A 16,584-nucleotide genomic window follows, 5' to 3' on the forward strand; every position below is an offset into this window, starting at 1 on the left:
TCTAGAACCTCAGATAGAGATGTCATACTATTGTCATGAGTGAGTTGTCTGTGATAGTTGTTACTTACTTTTAAAAAGGGCATAATATAAATTGGGTAAATTTTAATTATTGGAGGTCTCTTTCATCATGGTTTATAACGACCAGTTTATTCGTGCCTGTCAAGGACGGGAAGTGGACCAACTCCCCGTTTGGTATATGCGTCAGGCGGGTAGGTACGATCCTGAGTACCGCAAAATCAAAGAAAAGTTTAGCTTACTTGAAATATGTCAACAGCCGGAGCTTGCGGCTGAAGTCACGATGATGCCAGTTCGCAAACTGGGTGTGGATGCAGCCATTTTATATTCAGATATTATGAACCCGGTTGCTTCAATTGGAATCGACTTCGATATCGTTAAGAATATTGGCCCTGTGATTCACAATCCGATTCGCAGCGCTGAAGATATCGAACGTTTGAAACCAATTGATGTAGAGAAAGACCTTTCGCATATTCTTGAGACGATTTCTATTCTTGATCGTGAGCTAGACGTTCCTTTAATCACTTTTGCTGGAGCTCCATTTACGATTGCAAGCTACTTAATTGAAGGACGCCCTTCTAAAAGTTATATCCGCACCAAGAGCATGATGTACGGCGAGCCACAGCTGTGGTTTTCATTAATGGACAAGCTTGGCGATATGGTAATTTCGTATTTACGAGCTCACGTCAAGAGCGGGGGAAAAGCATTCCAATTGTTTGACAGCTGGGTAGGTGCTTTGGCCCCAAGAGATTTTGAAAAATTCGTACTTCCGACGATTACTCGTATTTTTGCCGAACTTCAGGATTTGGATGTACCGAAGATTTATTTTCCAGGTGTGAGCTCAGGAGAGCTACTTCCTAAACTGAGAGATTTGCAAGCGGATGTTATTGGGATTGATTGGCGTGTGTCTATTGAGGAAGGACGCCTACGCACAGGTGGTAAATTTGCTATTCAAGGCAACCTAGATCCTTACATTTTGACAGCTCCAATGGATATTATTAAACAGCATGCGAAAGATATTATTGATGAAGGCATCAAGCAACCTGGGTTTGTGTTCAATTTGGGACACGGTTTATTTCCGGAAGCTTCACTTGAGAAGCTACGTGAGCTGACAGAATTCGTTCATGAATATTCTGCTGAGGCTATCTTACGTACAGGTTTCACTATATAAGGAAATTTTCATTTAACAGCGATGGTAACATCCTCCAAAACGTAACGCAACTTTCCGTTGTATGTGGTCAACCACTGTACAGGAAATCAAAAATAACAAGATTGAGGTGATGCAATCATGGCAACTAAAGTAGGCGTATTAGTCATGTCTTATGGAACACCAGAAAGCTTGGAGCAAGTAGAATCTTATTATACTCATATTCGTCGGGGACATCCCCCAACGCCTGAACAACTCAAAGAGCTGAAGGATCGTTATGAGGCTGTTGTGGGTGGTGTATTTCCTTTACGGGCGAACACGAATCATCAGGTTGCAACACTTCAGGAGACATTAGATACTCATACTAAGAACCATGATGTTGAGTTTCACTGCTATCAAGGGCTGAAACATGCGCATCCCTTTATTGAAGATGGTGTAGCAAAGATGGCGGAGGACGGCATCAAGGATGCCATCGGAATCGTTCTGGCTCCTCATTACTCGATCATGAGTGTGGGTGGGTATATAAAACGAGCAGAAGCAAAAGCAGAAGAAGTCGGAATTTCGATGAAATTTATCCAAAGCTATCATCTACACCCGAGTCTCATAGAGGCTCTAACAACTAGAGTATCACGTAAGTTGGATCAGTTCGTGGAAGCAGGCGCAGAGCGGGATAAGGTACGAGTATTGTTCAGTGCGCATAGCTTGCCAGAGAAAATTCTCCAGATGGGTGATCCTTATCAGGAACAATTGCTTGAGACTTCAAGAGCAGTAGCAGAGAAAGCTGGCGTTACTTCATGGCAATTTACTTGGCAGAGTGCTGGACGTACAGCGGAACCTTGGCTTGGGCCTGATATTCTGGATACACTACGCACGTTAAGTCAGGAACAGGTGGAGGACATTCTCGTCGCTCCGGTTGGTTTTGTATCGGATCATCTTGAGGTGTTATATGATTTGGACATTGAGGCCAAGACGATTGCCAAAGAACTGGATATGCGGCTTGAGCGTATCGATTCGTTGAATAGTGATCCGTTATATATGGAGACAATGAGCGATGTCATTATCAAGACATGGGAGAAGGAATAATTAAACGATGAATGATACATCTTCTAGTAAGGTAGTCATAATCGGTGGTGGTTTGACGGGACTAAGCGCTGCCTTTTACATACGTAAATTTTACCGGGAGAAGGGACTAATCCCGCAAATTACGATTGTTGATAAAGATAGCAGGCTAGGTGGCAAAATTGAGACGCTCCACCGGGACGGATTCGTTATTGAAAAAGGCCCGGATTCCTTTTTGGCGCGAAAGACGGCCATGATCGATCTCGCTAAGGAGCTTGAAATCGACCATGAACTCGTCTCTATGAATCCCGAAGCCAAGAAAACTTATATTGTTCACCGCCGGGAGCTCCATCCCATGCCTTCGGGGCTTGTGCTTGGTATTCCAACTGAACTTGGTCCATTCCTGAAGACGGGCTTGATATCATTAAGCGGGAAGGCTAGGGCTATGCTGGATTTCGTTCTTCCTAGACGAAAAAGTAAAGAAGACGAATCACTGGGGCATTTTATCGAACGTAGGCTTGGCGCTGAGGTTCTACAGAATGTAACAGAACCCTTACTCGCGGGCATTTATGCGGGTGATACACATCATCTTAGTCTGCAATCTACCTTTCCCCAATTTGGTGAATTGGAACAGCAGTATGGTAGTTTGATCAAGGGAATGATGACAGGAAAGAAGCCAGTAGAGACCCATACGGGTACAAAACGAAGTGCTTTCCTCACTTTTCGTCAAGGACTGCAAAGTCTAGTTCATGCATTGGTGTATGAACTAAGCGATGTCGATCAGCGTTTAGAAGCACAAGTTGCTTCGATTTCTAAGAATGATGCTGGGGGCTATCAGGTTGTTTTGGCTTCAGGTGAAAGCTTACAAGCAGATGATGTCATAGTGACCGCACCTGCTTTCGCAGCTGCAGATTTGCTACGTCCTTATGTCGATGTTAGTGCGCTAGATGCTATCAATTACGTGTCTGTAGCCAATGTCGTTCTTGCTTTTGATAGAAGAGATCTAAAAGGCTTGTTTGATGGTTCAGGCTTTCTTGTACCGCGTAAGGAAGGGATGAGCATAACTGCCTGTACCTGGACCGGAGTGAAGTGGCTTCATACTAGCCCGGATGACAAAATGCTACTACGTTGCTACGTAGGACGTTCAGGGGATGAGCAGAAAGTGTTCCTCTCGGATGAAGCGCTCACTGACCTAGTACTACAAGATCTTCATGAACTAATGAATATACAAGCGGTTCCACTCTTCTCAGAGATTACGCGGTTACCAAAATCGATGCCACAATATCCGGTTCATCATTTACAGCATATTGCTGAATTACGCCGAAGTATAGAGTCTTCGCTTCCTGGACTATACGTTACTGGGGCGGCGTTTGAAGGTGTCGGATTACCTGATTGTATTAAGCAGGCCAAGGAAATGGCACAAGGTATGGCTAATAAGGCCTATACCAAATAACATGAAGTCTTGAACCCCTCCCTATAAAATAGGATTGGGGTTCTATTTATTTTGGGTTAGCTGATATAATAAAATGAAGGGTGCTTCTACTTTTAAATTGGGTTACATGAATAAGAATTAAAGGAGTAACTGATGAGTTTATCAAGAATGGAAAAGAACAAGCGTAGAAAAAAGAAAAAAAGTCCACGCCAAGGTCGTGTTTGGGTTGCGTTAAACCTGACGCTTATTACGGCTATTGTGGTATTAGGGACTTATTTTTATATTGAGCAACGTTTCCAGCCGAGTAAAGAGGTTACGTCCCAACAAGGAGCAATCTCAAATGAGGGAAACGGAACTGTTCCATCAGATCAGATCGATTCTGTTGATCCAGCGGTCGGAACTTCAGTGCCAGATGGAACTGAGAATGAAGAGATAGATGAACCGGAGTCGAAGCCTGATACGGACTTGAATCAAGGAGAAGGAGATGCACAACCTAATGAAGGATTGGAAGGGGAAGACACACTGCTCCTTCACTTTGCGGGAGACACGATGTTCTCTGACCGGGTTGCGCAAACGTTGAATATAGAGGGGTATGAGTACCCTTTCAAACATATTAGTGACTTGTTTCAAAATGATGATCTGAGTTTAGTCAATTTGGAGACGCCGGTTACTTCGTTTGGTACGAAGGCCGAAGATAAGACGTTTGTATTTAAGTCTTCACCTGAGGTGCTGCCTTTCATGGCTAAGTCGGGAATCGATGCGGTCAATCTCGCGAACAATCATATTTTGGATCAAGGTGCCCAGGGATTGCTAGACACGATCTCACATTTGAAGGACAATGATATTAAATATTTTGGTGCAGGTTCGGATACTAAAGAAGCTTATGCACCTATCTATATTGAACGAAAAGGAATTAAGATTGCGATTTGCGGCTTTAGCCGGGTTATTCCCAAATCAGATTGGGCAGCAGGTAAAGGAAAGCCTGGAGTTGCGACTACATACGACTCTACACTTGCTCTGAAGGCGATAAAGACAGCAAAAGAACATGCTGATATTGTGTTAGTCATGGTACATTGGGGTAAGGAACGTACAACAGTGCTTGAGAAACACCAAACATCACTTGCGCATGAATATATCGATGCAGGTGCGGACCTCGTTATTGGGGGACATCCACATGTCATGCAAGGAATTGAACAATATAAAGGTAAATGGATCGTATACAGCACAGGTAATTTTATTTTTACAAAGAACGCAAATGTGCCGGATACTTGGGAGACCGCTATTTTTGAAACAAAATGTAACCGTAAAGGCGCATGTGACTTGAAAATGATACCTTACTTAACTGAGGTTGGGCAGCCTGTTCCAATGAATTATGAAGATGGAGTCAAGTTATTCCAAAGGGTAGAGAGCTTATCGAGCGGTGTGAAAATTGCAAATTCCGGTGAAGTGACCTCGGTATCCCCATAAAATGAATTCCGGAAGGAAAGGAGGCGCTTTAAGATTTGCATAATCCTTGTGTAGCCCATAGAGGGTTCTCCAGTCAAGCTCCAGAGAATACGATGGCAGCGATTACGCTCGCGATGGAGCAACCGTATGTGAATTGGGTGGAGGTCGATGTCCAATTATCTAAGGACGGGGTTCCGTTACTAATCCATGATTATACGCTGAACCGTACGACAAGTGGACGTGGTCCTGTTAGGGACAAGACCTGGGCCGAGCTGAAGCTTCTTGATGCCGGAAGCTGGAAGTCCAAAGCTTATAGCGGAGAACGCTTGATTACGCTGGATGAATTTTTGGATGCCATATGCGGCCGCCTCCGCGCAAATATTGAGATTAAAACACATGATAACCTGTACCCTGGAATTGAGGGGAAGGTGATATCGGCAATCAAACGGCGTCATATGGAGAACGACGTTGTCGTAACATCCTTTTCACCTACTGTATTAGCTAAAGTGAGGGAAATTGGCCGCGATATTCGTACGGGGCTCATCATGGAAGGTAAACCAAGTGATCTGATTCTACGACTGCAATTGCTTCAATGCTCCTTCTTATCGATAAATTATCGATATTTGACCCCTGATCTAGTCTCCAAGGTAACCAATCGGGGGATAACGATCATGGCTTGGACACTCGATAATGTTAAAGTAATTAGACGGATTGCAGCTATGCATAAAGATATTTTGATCTGTACGAACAAGCCAGATGTTTGGCATAAGGCTATGTGTAATTCATGAATTTGGAGGCTAGAACGAATGAATAGATTGATTCAGAACGTTTATTGTGTCGGACGTAACTACCGACTGCACGCTGAGGAACTTGGTAACGCGGTCCCTACGGAACCCATGATTTTTATGAAGCCGTCGCATGCGATCGTTTCAATGGATGGAAGTGGAGATACCTTGAGTTTACCTGAAGGCCGGGGAGAAATTCATTATGAAACGGAGCTAGTACTGAGGATTGCACGCCGCTATGAACGGGGGATGTCTGTTGAGGATCTCGTTGATGTGATAGCTTTCGGCATCGATTTCACACTTCGCGATGTGCAAAATGAGTTGAAGAAAAAGGGACATCCATGGACTGCAGCTAAGGGATTCCTAAATTCAGCACCAATGACCCCTTACATCGCTTTTCCAGGGGCTGCAGAGACTGCGGAAGAGGACTTCACTCTGCGCAAAAATGGCGAGATCGTGCAGAGAGGTAATATCAGTAATATGATATTCTCGTTGCAAAACATCGTAGATTTTATAGCCGAACATTATGGATTGGATGAAGGGGATCACATCTTCACGGGAACACCTGAAGGAGTAGGACCTGTTGGTGCGGGAGACAAGCTGGAGATAGCTTATGGCGACCGGGAACTGGGGAGCTGCATCATTCAATTTGGATCCTCTCCATGCTGATGAGTTGGATTATTGGGGCGCTATGCGCCCTCTTCGTTTCTGTAGCGGCATATTGGAAGGGTTCGCTTAGCTTGTCCGGGATGGTTGCGGCACTCGTGATGGGAACCGTGTATTATGGTGCAGGAAACATGTTCTGGTTCGGTATATTGCTACTATTCTTTATCACCTCCTCTGTATTCTCTAAATTGCGTGGTGAACGGAAGCTGGAGCTCGAGAAATCCTACGCGAAAAGTGGACGAAGAGATTGGATGCAAGTATTTGCCAACGGTGGATTAGGCATGTTGGCTTGTATTGGAAATTTCATTTGGCCGCACCCAGCATGGGAATATTTCTTTGTAGGCTCTATGGCAGCCGTTACAGCAGATACCTGGGCGACAGAGTGGGGAGGCCTCAGCAAGAAAGCACCAAGATCGGTGATTACCTGGGAAAGAGTCCCGGCTGGAACGTCAGGTGGAGTGTCATTGCTTGGTAGTTTAGCAGCATTAGCAGGAGCTATTATGATTGGCGGAGCCGCTTGGATCCTGCTAAAATGGACAGGGAGTAGCGTAGCCACATCACTTTTCCTATGGAAATGGGTTATAATTGGTGGGGTGTCTGGGATCGTTGGTGCTTTTGCCGACTCATTCTTAGGTGGAACACTTCAAAGTATGAATCGCTGTGTTGTTTGTGGTAAAAGCGTTGAAGTGAGCACGCATTGTGACCGGGATACGGTTCATGAGCGGGGACTCGCTTGGCTTAATAATGATATGGTGAATTTGATCAGTTCCCTTGCTACGGGATGTATCGCTTGGGCGCTCGGGATGATTTGGATATAAAGTTTGGATAAAGTCTGTATAGAGAAGTAGGGAACCGAAATGAACATAATGACAGTTGAAAATCTAAGTAAGAGCTATGGGGAAAAGGTATTGTTCCAAGACGTTACCTTCGGCATGGATGAGAACGATAAAATTGGTGTGATCGGTGTGAACGGCACAGGTAAATCTACATTTCTGCGTGTCATTGCTGGATTAGATGAGCCGGATGGTGGACGCGTAGCATTAAACAATGATGCCCGGATTACCTTTTTGGCACAGAATCCAGAGTTTGATCCCGAAATCACTGTGCTCAGAGCCGTATTTCAGGGAGGTAGCTCGGAGCTCCAGGTTGTTTCATCTTATATGGAAGCTGCAGAAATGCTTGAACAACACCCAGCAGACACTGGATTCCAGGCGCAAATGACCAAATGGAGTCAAGAGATGGATCGGGTGCAGGCATGGGGATTAGAAAGTGAAGCAAAAAGCGTGTTGTCTAAGCTCGGAATTCCTGATTTCAGCAAAAAGATGGGGAGTTTATCTGGGGGACAACGTAAGCGCGTAGCTTTGGCATCTGCGTTAATCCTACCTTCAGAGCTGCTCATTCTAGATGAGCCTACAAACCATATCGACAATGATTCTGTCGCCTGGCTAGAGTCTTATCTCCAGAAACGGCGTGGAGCATTACTTTTGATTACCCATGATCGTTATTTCCTTGATCGTGTATGTAATGTGATGCTAGAGATGGATCATGGACGCTTGTTCCGTTATGAAGCCAACTATAGCAGGTTTCTGGAGCTCAAGAGTGAGCGAGAGGAACGGGAGGCATCAACAGAACAGAAACGTAAAAACCTGCTCCGTACGGAGTTAGCTTGGATTCGGCGTGGAGCGAAGGCTCGGACAACCAAGCAGAAGGCGCGGATTGAACGCTTTGAGAAGCTACAAGGTGCCAAGACGGAGTTCAAAAATGACTCCCTTGATATTTCGGTAGCCTCAACAAGGTTGGGCCGCAAAATAGTAGAAATCGCAGGTCTTCGTAAAAGCATTGGAGATCGCCTGCTTATAGGTGATTTGACGTACGTTGCAGTCCCTGGAGACCGCGTGGGTATAGTTGGTCCTAATGGTAGCGGTAAGTCTACCTTACTGAATATGATCGCAGGTCGTATTGAACCCGATCAAGGTGAGGTCATGCTGGGCGGGACGGTTAAGCTAGGCTATTTCACGCAGGAACATCAGGAGATGGACGGTAAGCAACGGGTGATCGAGTATATTAAAGACGAGGCTGAAGTCGTGTCGACTGCAGATGGCTCGCGGATCACGGCTGCGCAAATGTTGGAGCGATTCCTGTTCCAACCTGCGATGCAGTGGACCCCTATTGAGAAGCTATCAGGTGGCGAGAAACGTCGGCTATACTTGCTCCGTGTTCTGATGGGAGCTCCTAACGTTCTATTGCTTGACGAACCAACAAATGACTTGGATATCGGTACATTAACCGTGCTTGAGGCGTACCTTGACGAGTTTCCAGGCGCTGTGTTCGTAGTATCTCATGATCGCTATTTTCTCGACCGTACGGTGGACAAAATTATGGCTTTCGAAGGGGATGGCGTAGTTGCTGTCCATGTTGGAGATTATAGTGAGTACGAGGAACGAGTTCAAGGAACTGTGGAACCGGAGAAACAGAAGAGTGATAGCACCAAAAGCGGTTCAAGTAGCGTACCTAACGTTGGTAAGACCGATCAAGCCCCATCTCGTAACGAGAAGCTTAAGTTCAGTTTTAACGAGCAACGGGAGTACGACACGATTGATGGGATGGTAGAAGCGGCTGAGCAACGAATCATGGATATCGCTACCAGTATGGAGTCTGCGGCAAGTGATGCTGTCCAGTTGCAGGCTTTAATGACAGAGCAACAGGAAGCTGAAGCCGAACTGGAAAGACTGATGGAGCGCTGGACATATTTGAACGAGCTAGCGGAGAAAATTGAGAGTCAGCGAAATGGATGAATAGTTAATTTTTCTGGAGCAGACTAGAGAGATGCAAAAAGTCAGGTTCAAGGAGTGGTTATCCTTGACCTGACTTTTTGGCGTTATTGGTACATTGCAGCAAGTTAAAAACGTAAGAGATTAGCACAGAACTCCATTGGCAATCGACATCATGAGCTTGATCCGGTTGATTTGGTTCATTTCACTTACTCCGGCATCGTAATCAATGGCGGTAATATTGGCTTCTGGGTATAGTTCCTTCAGTCCTTTGACCATGCCACGTCCCGTAATATGATTGGGTAGGCAAGCAAATGGCTGAATACATACGATGTTGTTTACTTTATGATCGAGTAGTTCCATCATCTCTGCAGTTAGGAACCATCCTTCGCCCATTTGGTTGCCGATCGAGACTAGACGACTTGCCTTGTCCGCTAGTTCGTAAATACTCTCTGGAGCGTTTAAGTACGGGCTATTCTCCAGCGCTTGCCTCATGGGTTTGCGGTATAACTCCATGTATCCAATCAAGAGCGGATTCAAGAATCCCAGCATTTTACTTTTACCTAGCTGATCAGCTTTATAAATTGGGTTGTATAGACAATAGAACATGAAATCGAGAAAGTCTGGAACAACAGCTTCTCCGCCTTCGGCCTCAATCACTTCTACGATTTTATTGTTAGCGTCAGGGTGGAACTTAATGAGAATCTCACCGACGATACCTACACGTGGCTTAGATATTGTAGTTTTTGGTAATGATTCAAATTCAGAAACCATATTACGGGTAATCTCCTTGTAGTGTCGGAAAGAGAAGTTCTGGAGCGATAATTTACATTGATCCATCCATTTACGGAACAAGGTTTCGGTTGCACCTGGTTGTAACTCGTAGGGGCGGAATCGATAAAGTAGTCGCATTAATAGGTCTCCATAACATGCGGCGGCAAGTAAACGATTGATTGTTTTCAGGTTCAATTGGAATCCTGGCTGATTTTCCATACCAGAGACGTTGAGTGATATAACAGGTATTTGCTCCATATTTGCTTCCTTGAGTGCCTTGCGAAGTAAGGCAATATAATTTGTTGCCCGACAACCTCCGCCGGTCTGAGATAGGATCACAGCGGTTCGGTCTGGGTCGTAATCCCCGCTCCTCAGGGCTGTCATGATTTGTCCAATCGTCATAATGGCTGGATAACAGGCATCGTTGTTTACGAACTTCAATCCCTCATCCGTTGTTTCCTTATTTGCGGTTTCAAGAATCTTGAGCCTATATCCAGCTTCGCGAAACACTGTCTCGAACAACTCAAAATGAATGGGAGAGAGCTGTGGTGCGAGAATAGTATAAGTTTCCTTCATCTCTTTAGTAAAGGCAACTGGGCTGGAGGGAGTAGAGGAGAGCTTGGCAGTGATCTGACGATCCTCTCTTTCCTTCATAGCTGCTAGTAAAGACCGCAGTCGAATTCGCGCCGCACCCAAATTACTAATCTCATCTACCTTAATTAAGGTGAACGTTTTATTATGATTTTCCAGAATTTCTTGAATCGCATCAGCAGTTATGGCATCGATACCGCATCCAAACGAGGTGAGTTGTACAAGCTCAAGATCATCTCGTTCACTAACAAAAAAGGCGGCGCGGTACATTCTACCATGATAAGTCCACTGATTGACTACAGAAAGTGGGTGCTTCACAATGCCTAGATGGGAAATAGAATCTTCGGTAAGTACAGCTAATCCCATCCCGATGATTAATTCTGCAATGCCATGATTAATTTCAGGGTCTGCGTGATAGGGGTGACCACAGAGCACAATGCCTTTTCCACCCGTACGTTCCAAATTTGCTAGCGTCTCGTCACCTTTGGCACGAATGTCCTCTTTCGCTTGCCACGATTCATTTAACGCTTCATCTACAGCTGATAAGAGCTCCTCTTTTGGAATGTTCGGAAACGTTTCTAGTAGTCTCTTCTTAAGCACGGAGACATTATCGAAATTTAAAAATGGGCTAACGAGCGGGATTCCGGATTCCTTTAGTCCATCCATATTGGTGCGAATTACTTCTGGATAGGAGGCAACGACCGGGCAGTTAAAATGATTATCTGCTTTGTCGTCTTCTCTTTTCTCATAAACAACCGCAGGATAGAAGATGAAGTCTACTTTGCTACGGAGTAGGCTTTCAATATGACCATGTGCTAGTTTGGCGGGATAGCAGACCGATTCCGAGGGAATCGTCTCCATGCCACGTTCATATAGCTTCTTGCTAGATTTAGGTGAGAGCACAACTCGGTAACCCAATTGCGTAAAAAAGGTGTGCCAGAAAGGGTAATTTTCAAACATATTCAGAACCCTTGGCAGGCCAACTGTTCCTCGGATTGCTTGTGCTGGCTCAAGTGAAGTGTAATTAAAGATACGCTCATATTTGTATTCCACTAGATTAGGCAAATCGCTTTTTTCTTTCTTTTGAGTTGCTCCTCGTTCGCAGCGATTACCTGTAACATGAAAGCTTTTATCTGGAAAACGACTTATCGTCAGTGCGCATGTATTACTACAGAGACCGCATCTAGCTTGGGATACTTCGTATGAGAAGTTGCCAAGTTCATCTTTATGGAGAAGTGTAGTGACTCCTTGCCCGCTATATCGTTCCTCAGCAATCAATGCAGCGCCAAAAGCTCCCATCATTCCAGCGATATCGGGACGGATGACCTGGCGTCCGGTCAAATTCTCGAATGCGCGCAGCACAGCATCATTACAGAAGGTTCCACCTTGCACGATAATATGTTGGCCCATATCTTCTGGATTGCGGATTTTAATCACTTTCTGCAGAGCATTCTTAACGACGGAATATGCGAGTCCAGCAGAAAGATCGGGAAGGGAAGCCCCTTCCTTCTGAACTTGCTTCACCTTGGAGTTCATGAACACCGTACAGCGTGATCCTAGATCGACTGGTTTTGTAGATAACAGAGCCTGCTTAGCGAACTCAGAAATATCCACTCCAAGCGCTTTGGCGAAACTTTCAAGGAAAGAGCCACAACCAGCAGAGCAAGCCTCGTTCAACATTAGGGTGTCAATGGCTCCGCCACGAATTTTGATGCATTTCATATCTTGGCCGCCGATATCAAGGATGAAGTCAACATTCGGCATGAAGTGTGCTGCCGCTTTGTAATGGGCAACGGTTTCAACCTCTCCACCGTCTACGCGGAAGGCGGTCTTAATAAGCCCTTCACCATATCCCGTCACGCATGAATGAGCGATGTAACAGTCCTCAGGAAGCAGTTCATATAGTTCCTGTAGAGCGCCTGAGAGAGAATGGAGCGGATTACCCTTATTACCCGCATAGAAAGTATGCAAAATTTGATGGTCTGAACCTGTCAGTACTAACTTGGTAGTAGTTGAACCTGCATCGATACCGAGAAAGCAGGGTCCCTTATATGTTGATAGTTCTCCGCGAGGAGCCGCTGCGGTATTATGACGCTGATGAAAGACTGTTAGGTCTTCTGCAGTTGCAAACAAGGGGGGCAGTAGGGCATCTTTATTCTGATCTGCGCTAAAGTTGACGTTGGTCAGCATAGATTGCCACTCCATAAGGCTATGTGAGCTACCTTCAGCCCCGTGCAAGCAGGAACCGATAGCTACGAAATATTGGGCATTTTCTGGGAAAATGACTTCGTCTTCGGATAACGCTAGCGTTGCGATGAACCGATCGCGTAGGCGTGGCAGAAATGTTAGCGGACCACCAAGAAAAGCGATCTTGCCCCGGATGGGTCGTCCACAGGCTAATCCACTTATGGTTTGGCTAACGATACTTTGAAATATCGAAGCTGCAACGTCCTCACGGCGTGCTCCTTCGTTCAAGAGTGGTTGAATGTCTGTCTTAGCAAAGACTCCGCAACGTGAGGCAATGGGATATATCGTTTCATGGCGACTGGCTAAATCATCTAGTCCAGCAGGATCGGTCTCTAGCAGCGCCGCCATTTGATCAATAAATGCGCCTGTTCCACCGGCGCAAGCATTATTCATTCGTTGCTCGATCCCACCGCTGAAATAAATAATTTTAGCATCTTCACCGCCGAGTTCTATTGCGGTATCACTTTCGGGGGCTATGTGCTTTATCGCCTTACTGCAGGCGACAACCTCTTGAAGAAAGGGGATTCCGGCGAGCTTTGATAACGTAAGTCCTGATGAACCACTAATACATACTGTGGCCTCAGCATTAGGAAATTGATTCGTGACATTGCTCCATAGTGATAAAATGGCATTCTGAATATCACTATAGTGGCGTATGTATTCCTGATATACAATATTTACTCCGTGCATGACAATGATTTTGGCAGTTGTTGATCCAATGTCCATTCCAATATGAAGTAACATGGGCTGCTTCACCTATCCCTGCATTAAATTTGATCAATCTTTGAGAATTTGTTCCGAATTAACTCCAATGATGAAATGAACAAGGAAAGTTCCTCTTGGGAGAAATCGTGGAGCATGGTTTCGAACATGACATTACGTTTGTTGACCATTTCATCCAAAGCAGATTTTCCTGCTTGTGTTATTTGGATCCAGCAGATTCGTTTGTCTTCTTCGTCCTTGATCCGTTCTAGAAGTCCGTCTTGGACCAATTTGTTCACAGCGATGGTATTTGCACTTGATGAGAGTCCGACCGCTTCAGCAATTTGAGTGATCATACATTTTCCGCTTCTATATACAGCAAGGAGAATAAAAAATTTACTTGGTATAATGTTGTCACCATCATTACAGAACAATCGCCCCATGTTATGGGCAATATCAAGTGTAGTTTCACAAATGTTGCGTATAACTTCATTGCTATGTTCCACTCATGACACATCCTCTACTGTTCAAAATAAAGTTTTATGATAAAACTTTATAATCAAACGATATCATGATATATGGGTTGGTCTGCTGTGAGAAATGTAACACTGTAGGTGAAATATATTCCATTTATGATCTATCACATCCAACACAAAAAAGACGATAGAGGCGCCAGATATGGCTGCTTCTATCGTCTTTTGAGTTGCATTGTTGGGATAGTTATTTAATTGCGATAATTTGTTGGAGGTTTCTAGAATCACCACGTATCTTGATCTCAGCCGAGTTTAACTGTGATGAACCATCACCATCAAGGAAAATGCCTTCCTTCTTAGATCCTGGAGCAATCGTGTTCTGAATTGCGTCTCTGAACTCTTCAGCCGTACAGTGAGTAGGTGTAACGATGAGCCATAATAATCCCGAATCGTCGTATACAAGTCCGGAACGAAGTCGTCTCTCGTCGGGAGCAGGAAGGTGCTCCTGTTCCATGGTAGTACTCCAATTAGCTTCGTCTTGTAGACTCATGCTTACTCCACCTTGGGCAAAATACTGGCCACGGTCCCTAACATCAATCTCATCCGCAGAGGAAACAACCTGTATGGAGAAACGCCCTGCGACTTCATCCCATACGAGTGTACCTCGTTTATATTTGGCATTGAACCATCCAGAACCGAATTCTCGGACAGCCCCTTTAACGGGTACATCATTGTTCACAGCGATGGACAAGACAGCGTCCTCATAAAAGAAACCACCGTTCATTCCATAAAGGTGATATTCATTTAGCGGACGTTCAGCGGCCCGTAGCTCAATGGATTCTGGCTTAACAACAAGCGCATGAATCTTAATTCCTTGGGCGTCTTCTGCTTCATGATAAGTATAAGCATGGGGAAGAAGGTAGGCTCTTCCCCATAACATCATGAGTACAATACAGAAGGTAATAGCGATGATAGAAGTTGTGGCGATTCCTGTTCGACGTAACTCAGTCTTTAACATATGCGGCAAGAAGTCGCGTCGTATTCAGAATGGCTTGCTTATGAGTTCGCTCCATAGCGTGAGAAGCATGAACGCCTGGTCCTATAAGAGCGGCGCGGATATTATTCCCACCAGACAAAGCGGCGGAAGCATCAGAACCGTAGTGCGGGTAAATATCAACCGCATAAGGAATGTTCAGTTCTTTAGCAAGCTCAATGAGTTTACCTGTCATTTCATAATCATAAGGTCCACTGGAATCCTTGGCACAAATAGAAACATCGGTTTCTTTGCAGCTTAAGTCGTCACCCATAGCTCCCATGTCTACGGCGATCATTTCGTTGATGCCATTAGGTATCCACGATGCCCCATGTCCAACTTCCTCATAATTCGAGATGAGGAACACTAGATCATGACGAGGTACCCAACCTTCACGTTTACTTGATTCAAGCAGTCCAAACAGCGCAGCCACACTCGCTTTATCATCCAAATGACGAGATTTCACATAACCGCTAGGTGTAACCACTGCACGGGCATCGAAGGAGATGAAGTCTCCCGCAGAAATTCCCAACTTGAGAACATCTTCTTTATTCTCAACCATTTCATCGATTCGCACTTCCATATTACTTTCGATCCGTTTGAAGTCCCGCGCATCACTGTATACATGAACAGATGGATGGGTCGAGAGAATGGTCCCGCTATACGTATTACCACTGCGAGTATGAATGGTGCAGTATTCGTTCTCGATGCTGTGCATCATGAATCCACCTACGGAAGTGATGGCTAGCGTACCTCGTGAGGTCACAGAACGTACCATGGCACCAAGGGTGTCCACGTGAGCGCTGAGACCGATAACTCTAGAGGAATCCTTACCTTTCAAGGTCAGGATTGCGCCGCCTTTCTCATTTTGAGAAAAAGGGATATCCAGAGTCTGTGCTTCGGATTGAATTAATTTCATAATGTCATGGGTGAACCCGCTTGGGCTAGGGGTTTGTAGTAACTTAGTTAGTAAGTTCAAAATATAAGTTTCATTAAGTTGTATGCTCAATTCTGGAAGCCTCCTATTGATTACAGTTCATGATTAATCCAATACTGCGAGTTTAGTGTTCTGGTGTTGGTTCTTCTGTAGGTAACTTAGCTGTATCAGCTTCTGGAGCAACATATCCAGTAGCTTCTTGAATATGTACAAGCTTGGCTTTTAAGGTCTTGATTTCTCTTTGCAGTCGGTATCCACGGTAAATGCCAAAGGAACCAACAATAATCCCTCCAAGCAATGTGCAGCCGAGAATCAGCAAGATGAGCGGTACATCTACAGAACCTGCGAGCAAATTAACTTGTACTGGATCGACATTAATGACGGCAAATACAGCCGTAATGAGCGCAAAAATAAGCGCGAGGATCAGGGACCACTGAATTTTCACTGGGAAACGCCTCCTTTATCATATTGACAGTATAAAATCCCCCACTCATAGGAGCAAGGGA

At 45.0% G+C, this 16,584-nt stretch carries 13 protein-coding genes; 8 read left to right on the plus strand and 5 right to left on the minus strand.

From position 1 onward, the window contains the following. The first annotated feature begins 127 nt into the window (after positions 1-127). From hemE to IEW05_RS05040, 8 genes are all read left to right on the plus strand, one after another. Positions 128-1,186 (plus strand): uroporphyrinogen decarboxylase, encoded by a 1,059-nt coding sequence (hemE, locus tag IEW05_RS05005; protein ID WP_188536410.1) that lies wholly within the window; start codon positions 128-130, stop codon positions 1,184-1,186. Positions 1,187-1,303: 117 nt separating this feature from the next. Continuing rightward, entirely contained in the window at positions 1,304-2,245 is a 942-nt protein-coding gene (hemH, locus tag IEW05_RS05010; RefSeq protein ID WP_188536412.1) for a ferrochelatase, read from the plus strand. A gap of 7 nt (positions 2,246-2,252) precedes the next feature. Continuing rightward, positions 2,253-3,674, plus strand: coding sequence for a protoporphyrinogen oxidase (gene hemY, locus IEW05_RS05015; RefSeq protein ID WP_188536414.1), 1,422 nt, complete (start codon positions 2,253-2,255; stop codon positions 3,672-3,674). 132 nt (positions 3,675-3,806) lie between these two features. Continuing rightward, positions 3,807-5,120, plus strand: a complete 1,314-nt coding sequence (locus IEW05_RS05020) for a CapA family protein (RefSeq protein WP_188536416.1) — start codon at positions 3,807-3,809, stop codon at positions 5,118-5,120. A 35-nt stretch (positions 5,121-5,155) separates the two neighbouring features. Continuing rightward, positions 5,156-5,887, plus strand: coding sequence for a glycerophosphodiester phosphodiesterase (locus tag IEW05_RS05025; protein ID WP_188536418.1), 732 nt, complete (start codon positions 5,156-5,158; stop codon positions 5,885-5,887). An 18-nt stretch (positions 5,888-5,905) separates the two neighbouring features. After that, positions 5,906-6,553, plus strand: a complete 648-nt coding sequence (locus IEW05_RS05030) for a fumarylacetoacetate hydrolase family protein (RefSeq protein WP_188536420.1) — start codon at positions 5,906-5,908, stop codon at positions 6,551-6,553. Then, positions 6,553-7,368 carry a DUF92 domain-containing protein gene (locus IEW05_RS05035; protein WP_188540731.1) on the plus strand — a complete coding sequence of 272 codons (816 nt, stop codon included), beginning with the start codon at positions 6,553-6,555 and terminating at the stop codon, positions 7,366-7,368. The genes IEW05_RS05030 and IEW05_RS05035 overlap by 1 nt, the downstream gene beginning before the upstream one ends. 39 nt (positions 7,369-7,407) lie before the next feature. After that, positions 7,408-9,345 carry an ABC-F family ATP-binding cassette domain-containing protein gene (locus tag IEW05_RS05040; protein ID WP_188536422.1) on the plus strand — a complete coding sequence of 646 codons (1,938 nt, stop codon included), beginning with the start codon at positions 7,408-7,410 and terminating at the stop codon, positions 9,343-9,345. A gap of 120 nt (positions 9,346-9,465) precedes the next feature. Here the strand turns inward: IEW05_RS05040 and IEW05_RS05045 are convergent, their stop codons facing one another. The 5 genes from IEW05_RS05045 to IEW05_RS05065 form a co-directional block, all read right to left on the minus strand. After that, on the minus strand, positions 9,466-13,677 hold the full coding sequence (locus IEW05_RS05045; protein ID WP_188536424.1) for a 2-hydroxyacyl-CoA dehydratase: 4,212 nt from the start codon (positions 13,675-13,677) through the stop codon (positions 9,466-9,468). A gap of 23 nt (positions 13,678-13,700) precedes the next feature. Then, positions 13,701-14,141 carry a MarR family winged helix-turn-helix transcriptional regulator gene (locus IEW05_RS05050; protein WP_188536426.1) on the minus strand — a complete coding sequence of 147 codons (441 nt, stop codon included), beginning with the start codon at positions 14,139-14,141 and terminating at the stop codon, positions 13,701-13,703. Between the two features lie 214 nt (positions 14,142-14,355). Beyond that, entirely contained in the window at positions 14,356-15,126 is a 771-nt protein-coding gene (locus IEW05_RS05055) for a hypothetical protein (RefSeq protein ID WP_188540732.1), read from the minus strand. Beyond that, the gene (locus IEW05_RS05060; protein WP_188536428.1) at positions 15,113-16,150 is read right to left on the minus strand and encodes a M42 family metallopeptidase; all 1,038 of its coding nucleotides are present in this window, start codon (positions 16,148-16,150) and stop codon (positions 15,113-15,115) included. The genes IEW05_RS05055 and IEW05_RS05060 overlap by 14 nt, the downstream gene beginning before the upstream one ends. Positions 16,151-16,202: 52 nt before the next feature. Next, entirely contained in the window at positions 16,203-16,523 is a 321-nt protein-coding gene (locus IEW05_RS05065) for a LapA family protein (RefSeq protein WP_188536430.1), read from the minus strand. Between the last annotated feature and the right edge of the window lie 61 nt (positions 16,524-16,584).

It is taken from the genome of Paenibacillus segetis, assembly GCF_014639155.1.
Taxonomy (GTDB): domain Bacteria; phylum Bacillota; class Bacilli; order Paenibacillales; family Paenibacillaceae; genus Fontibacillus; species Fontibacillus segetis.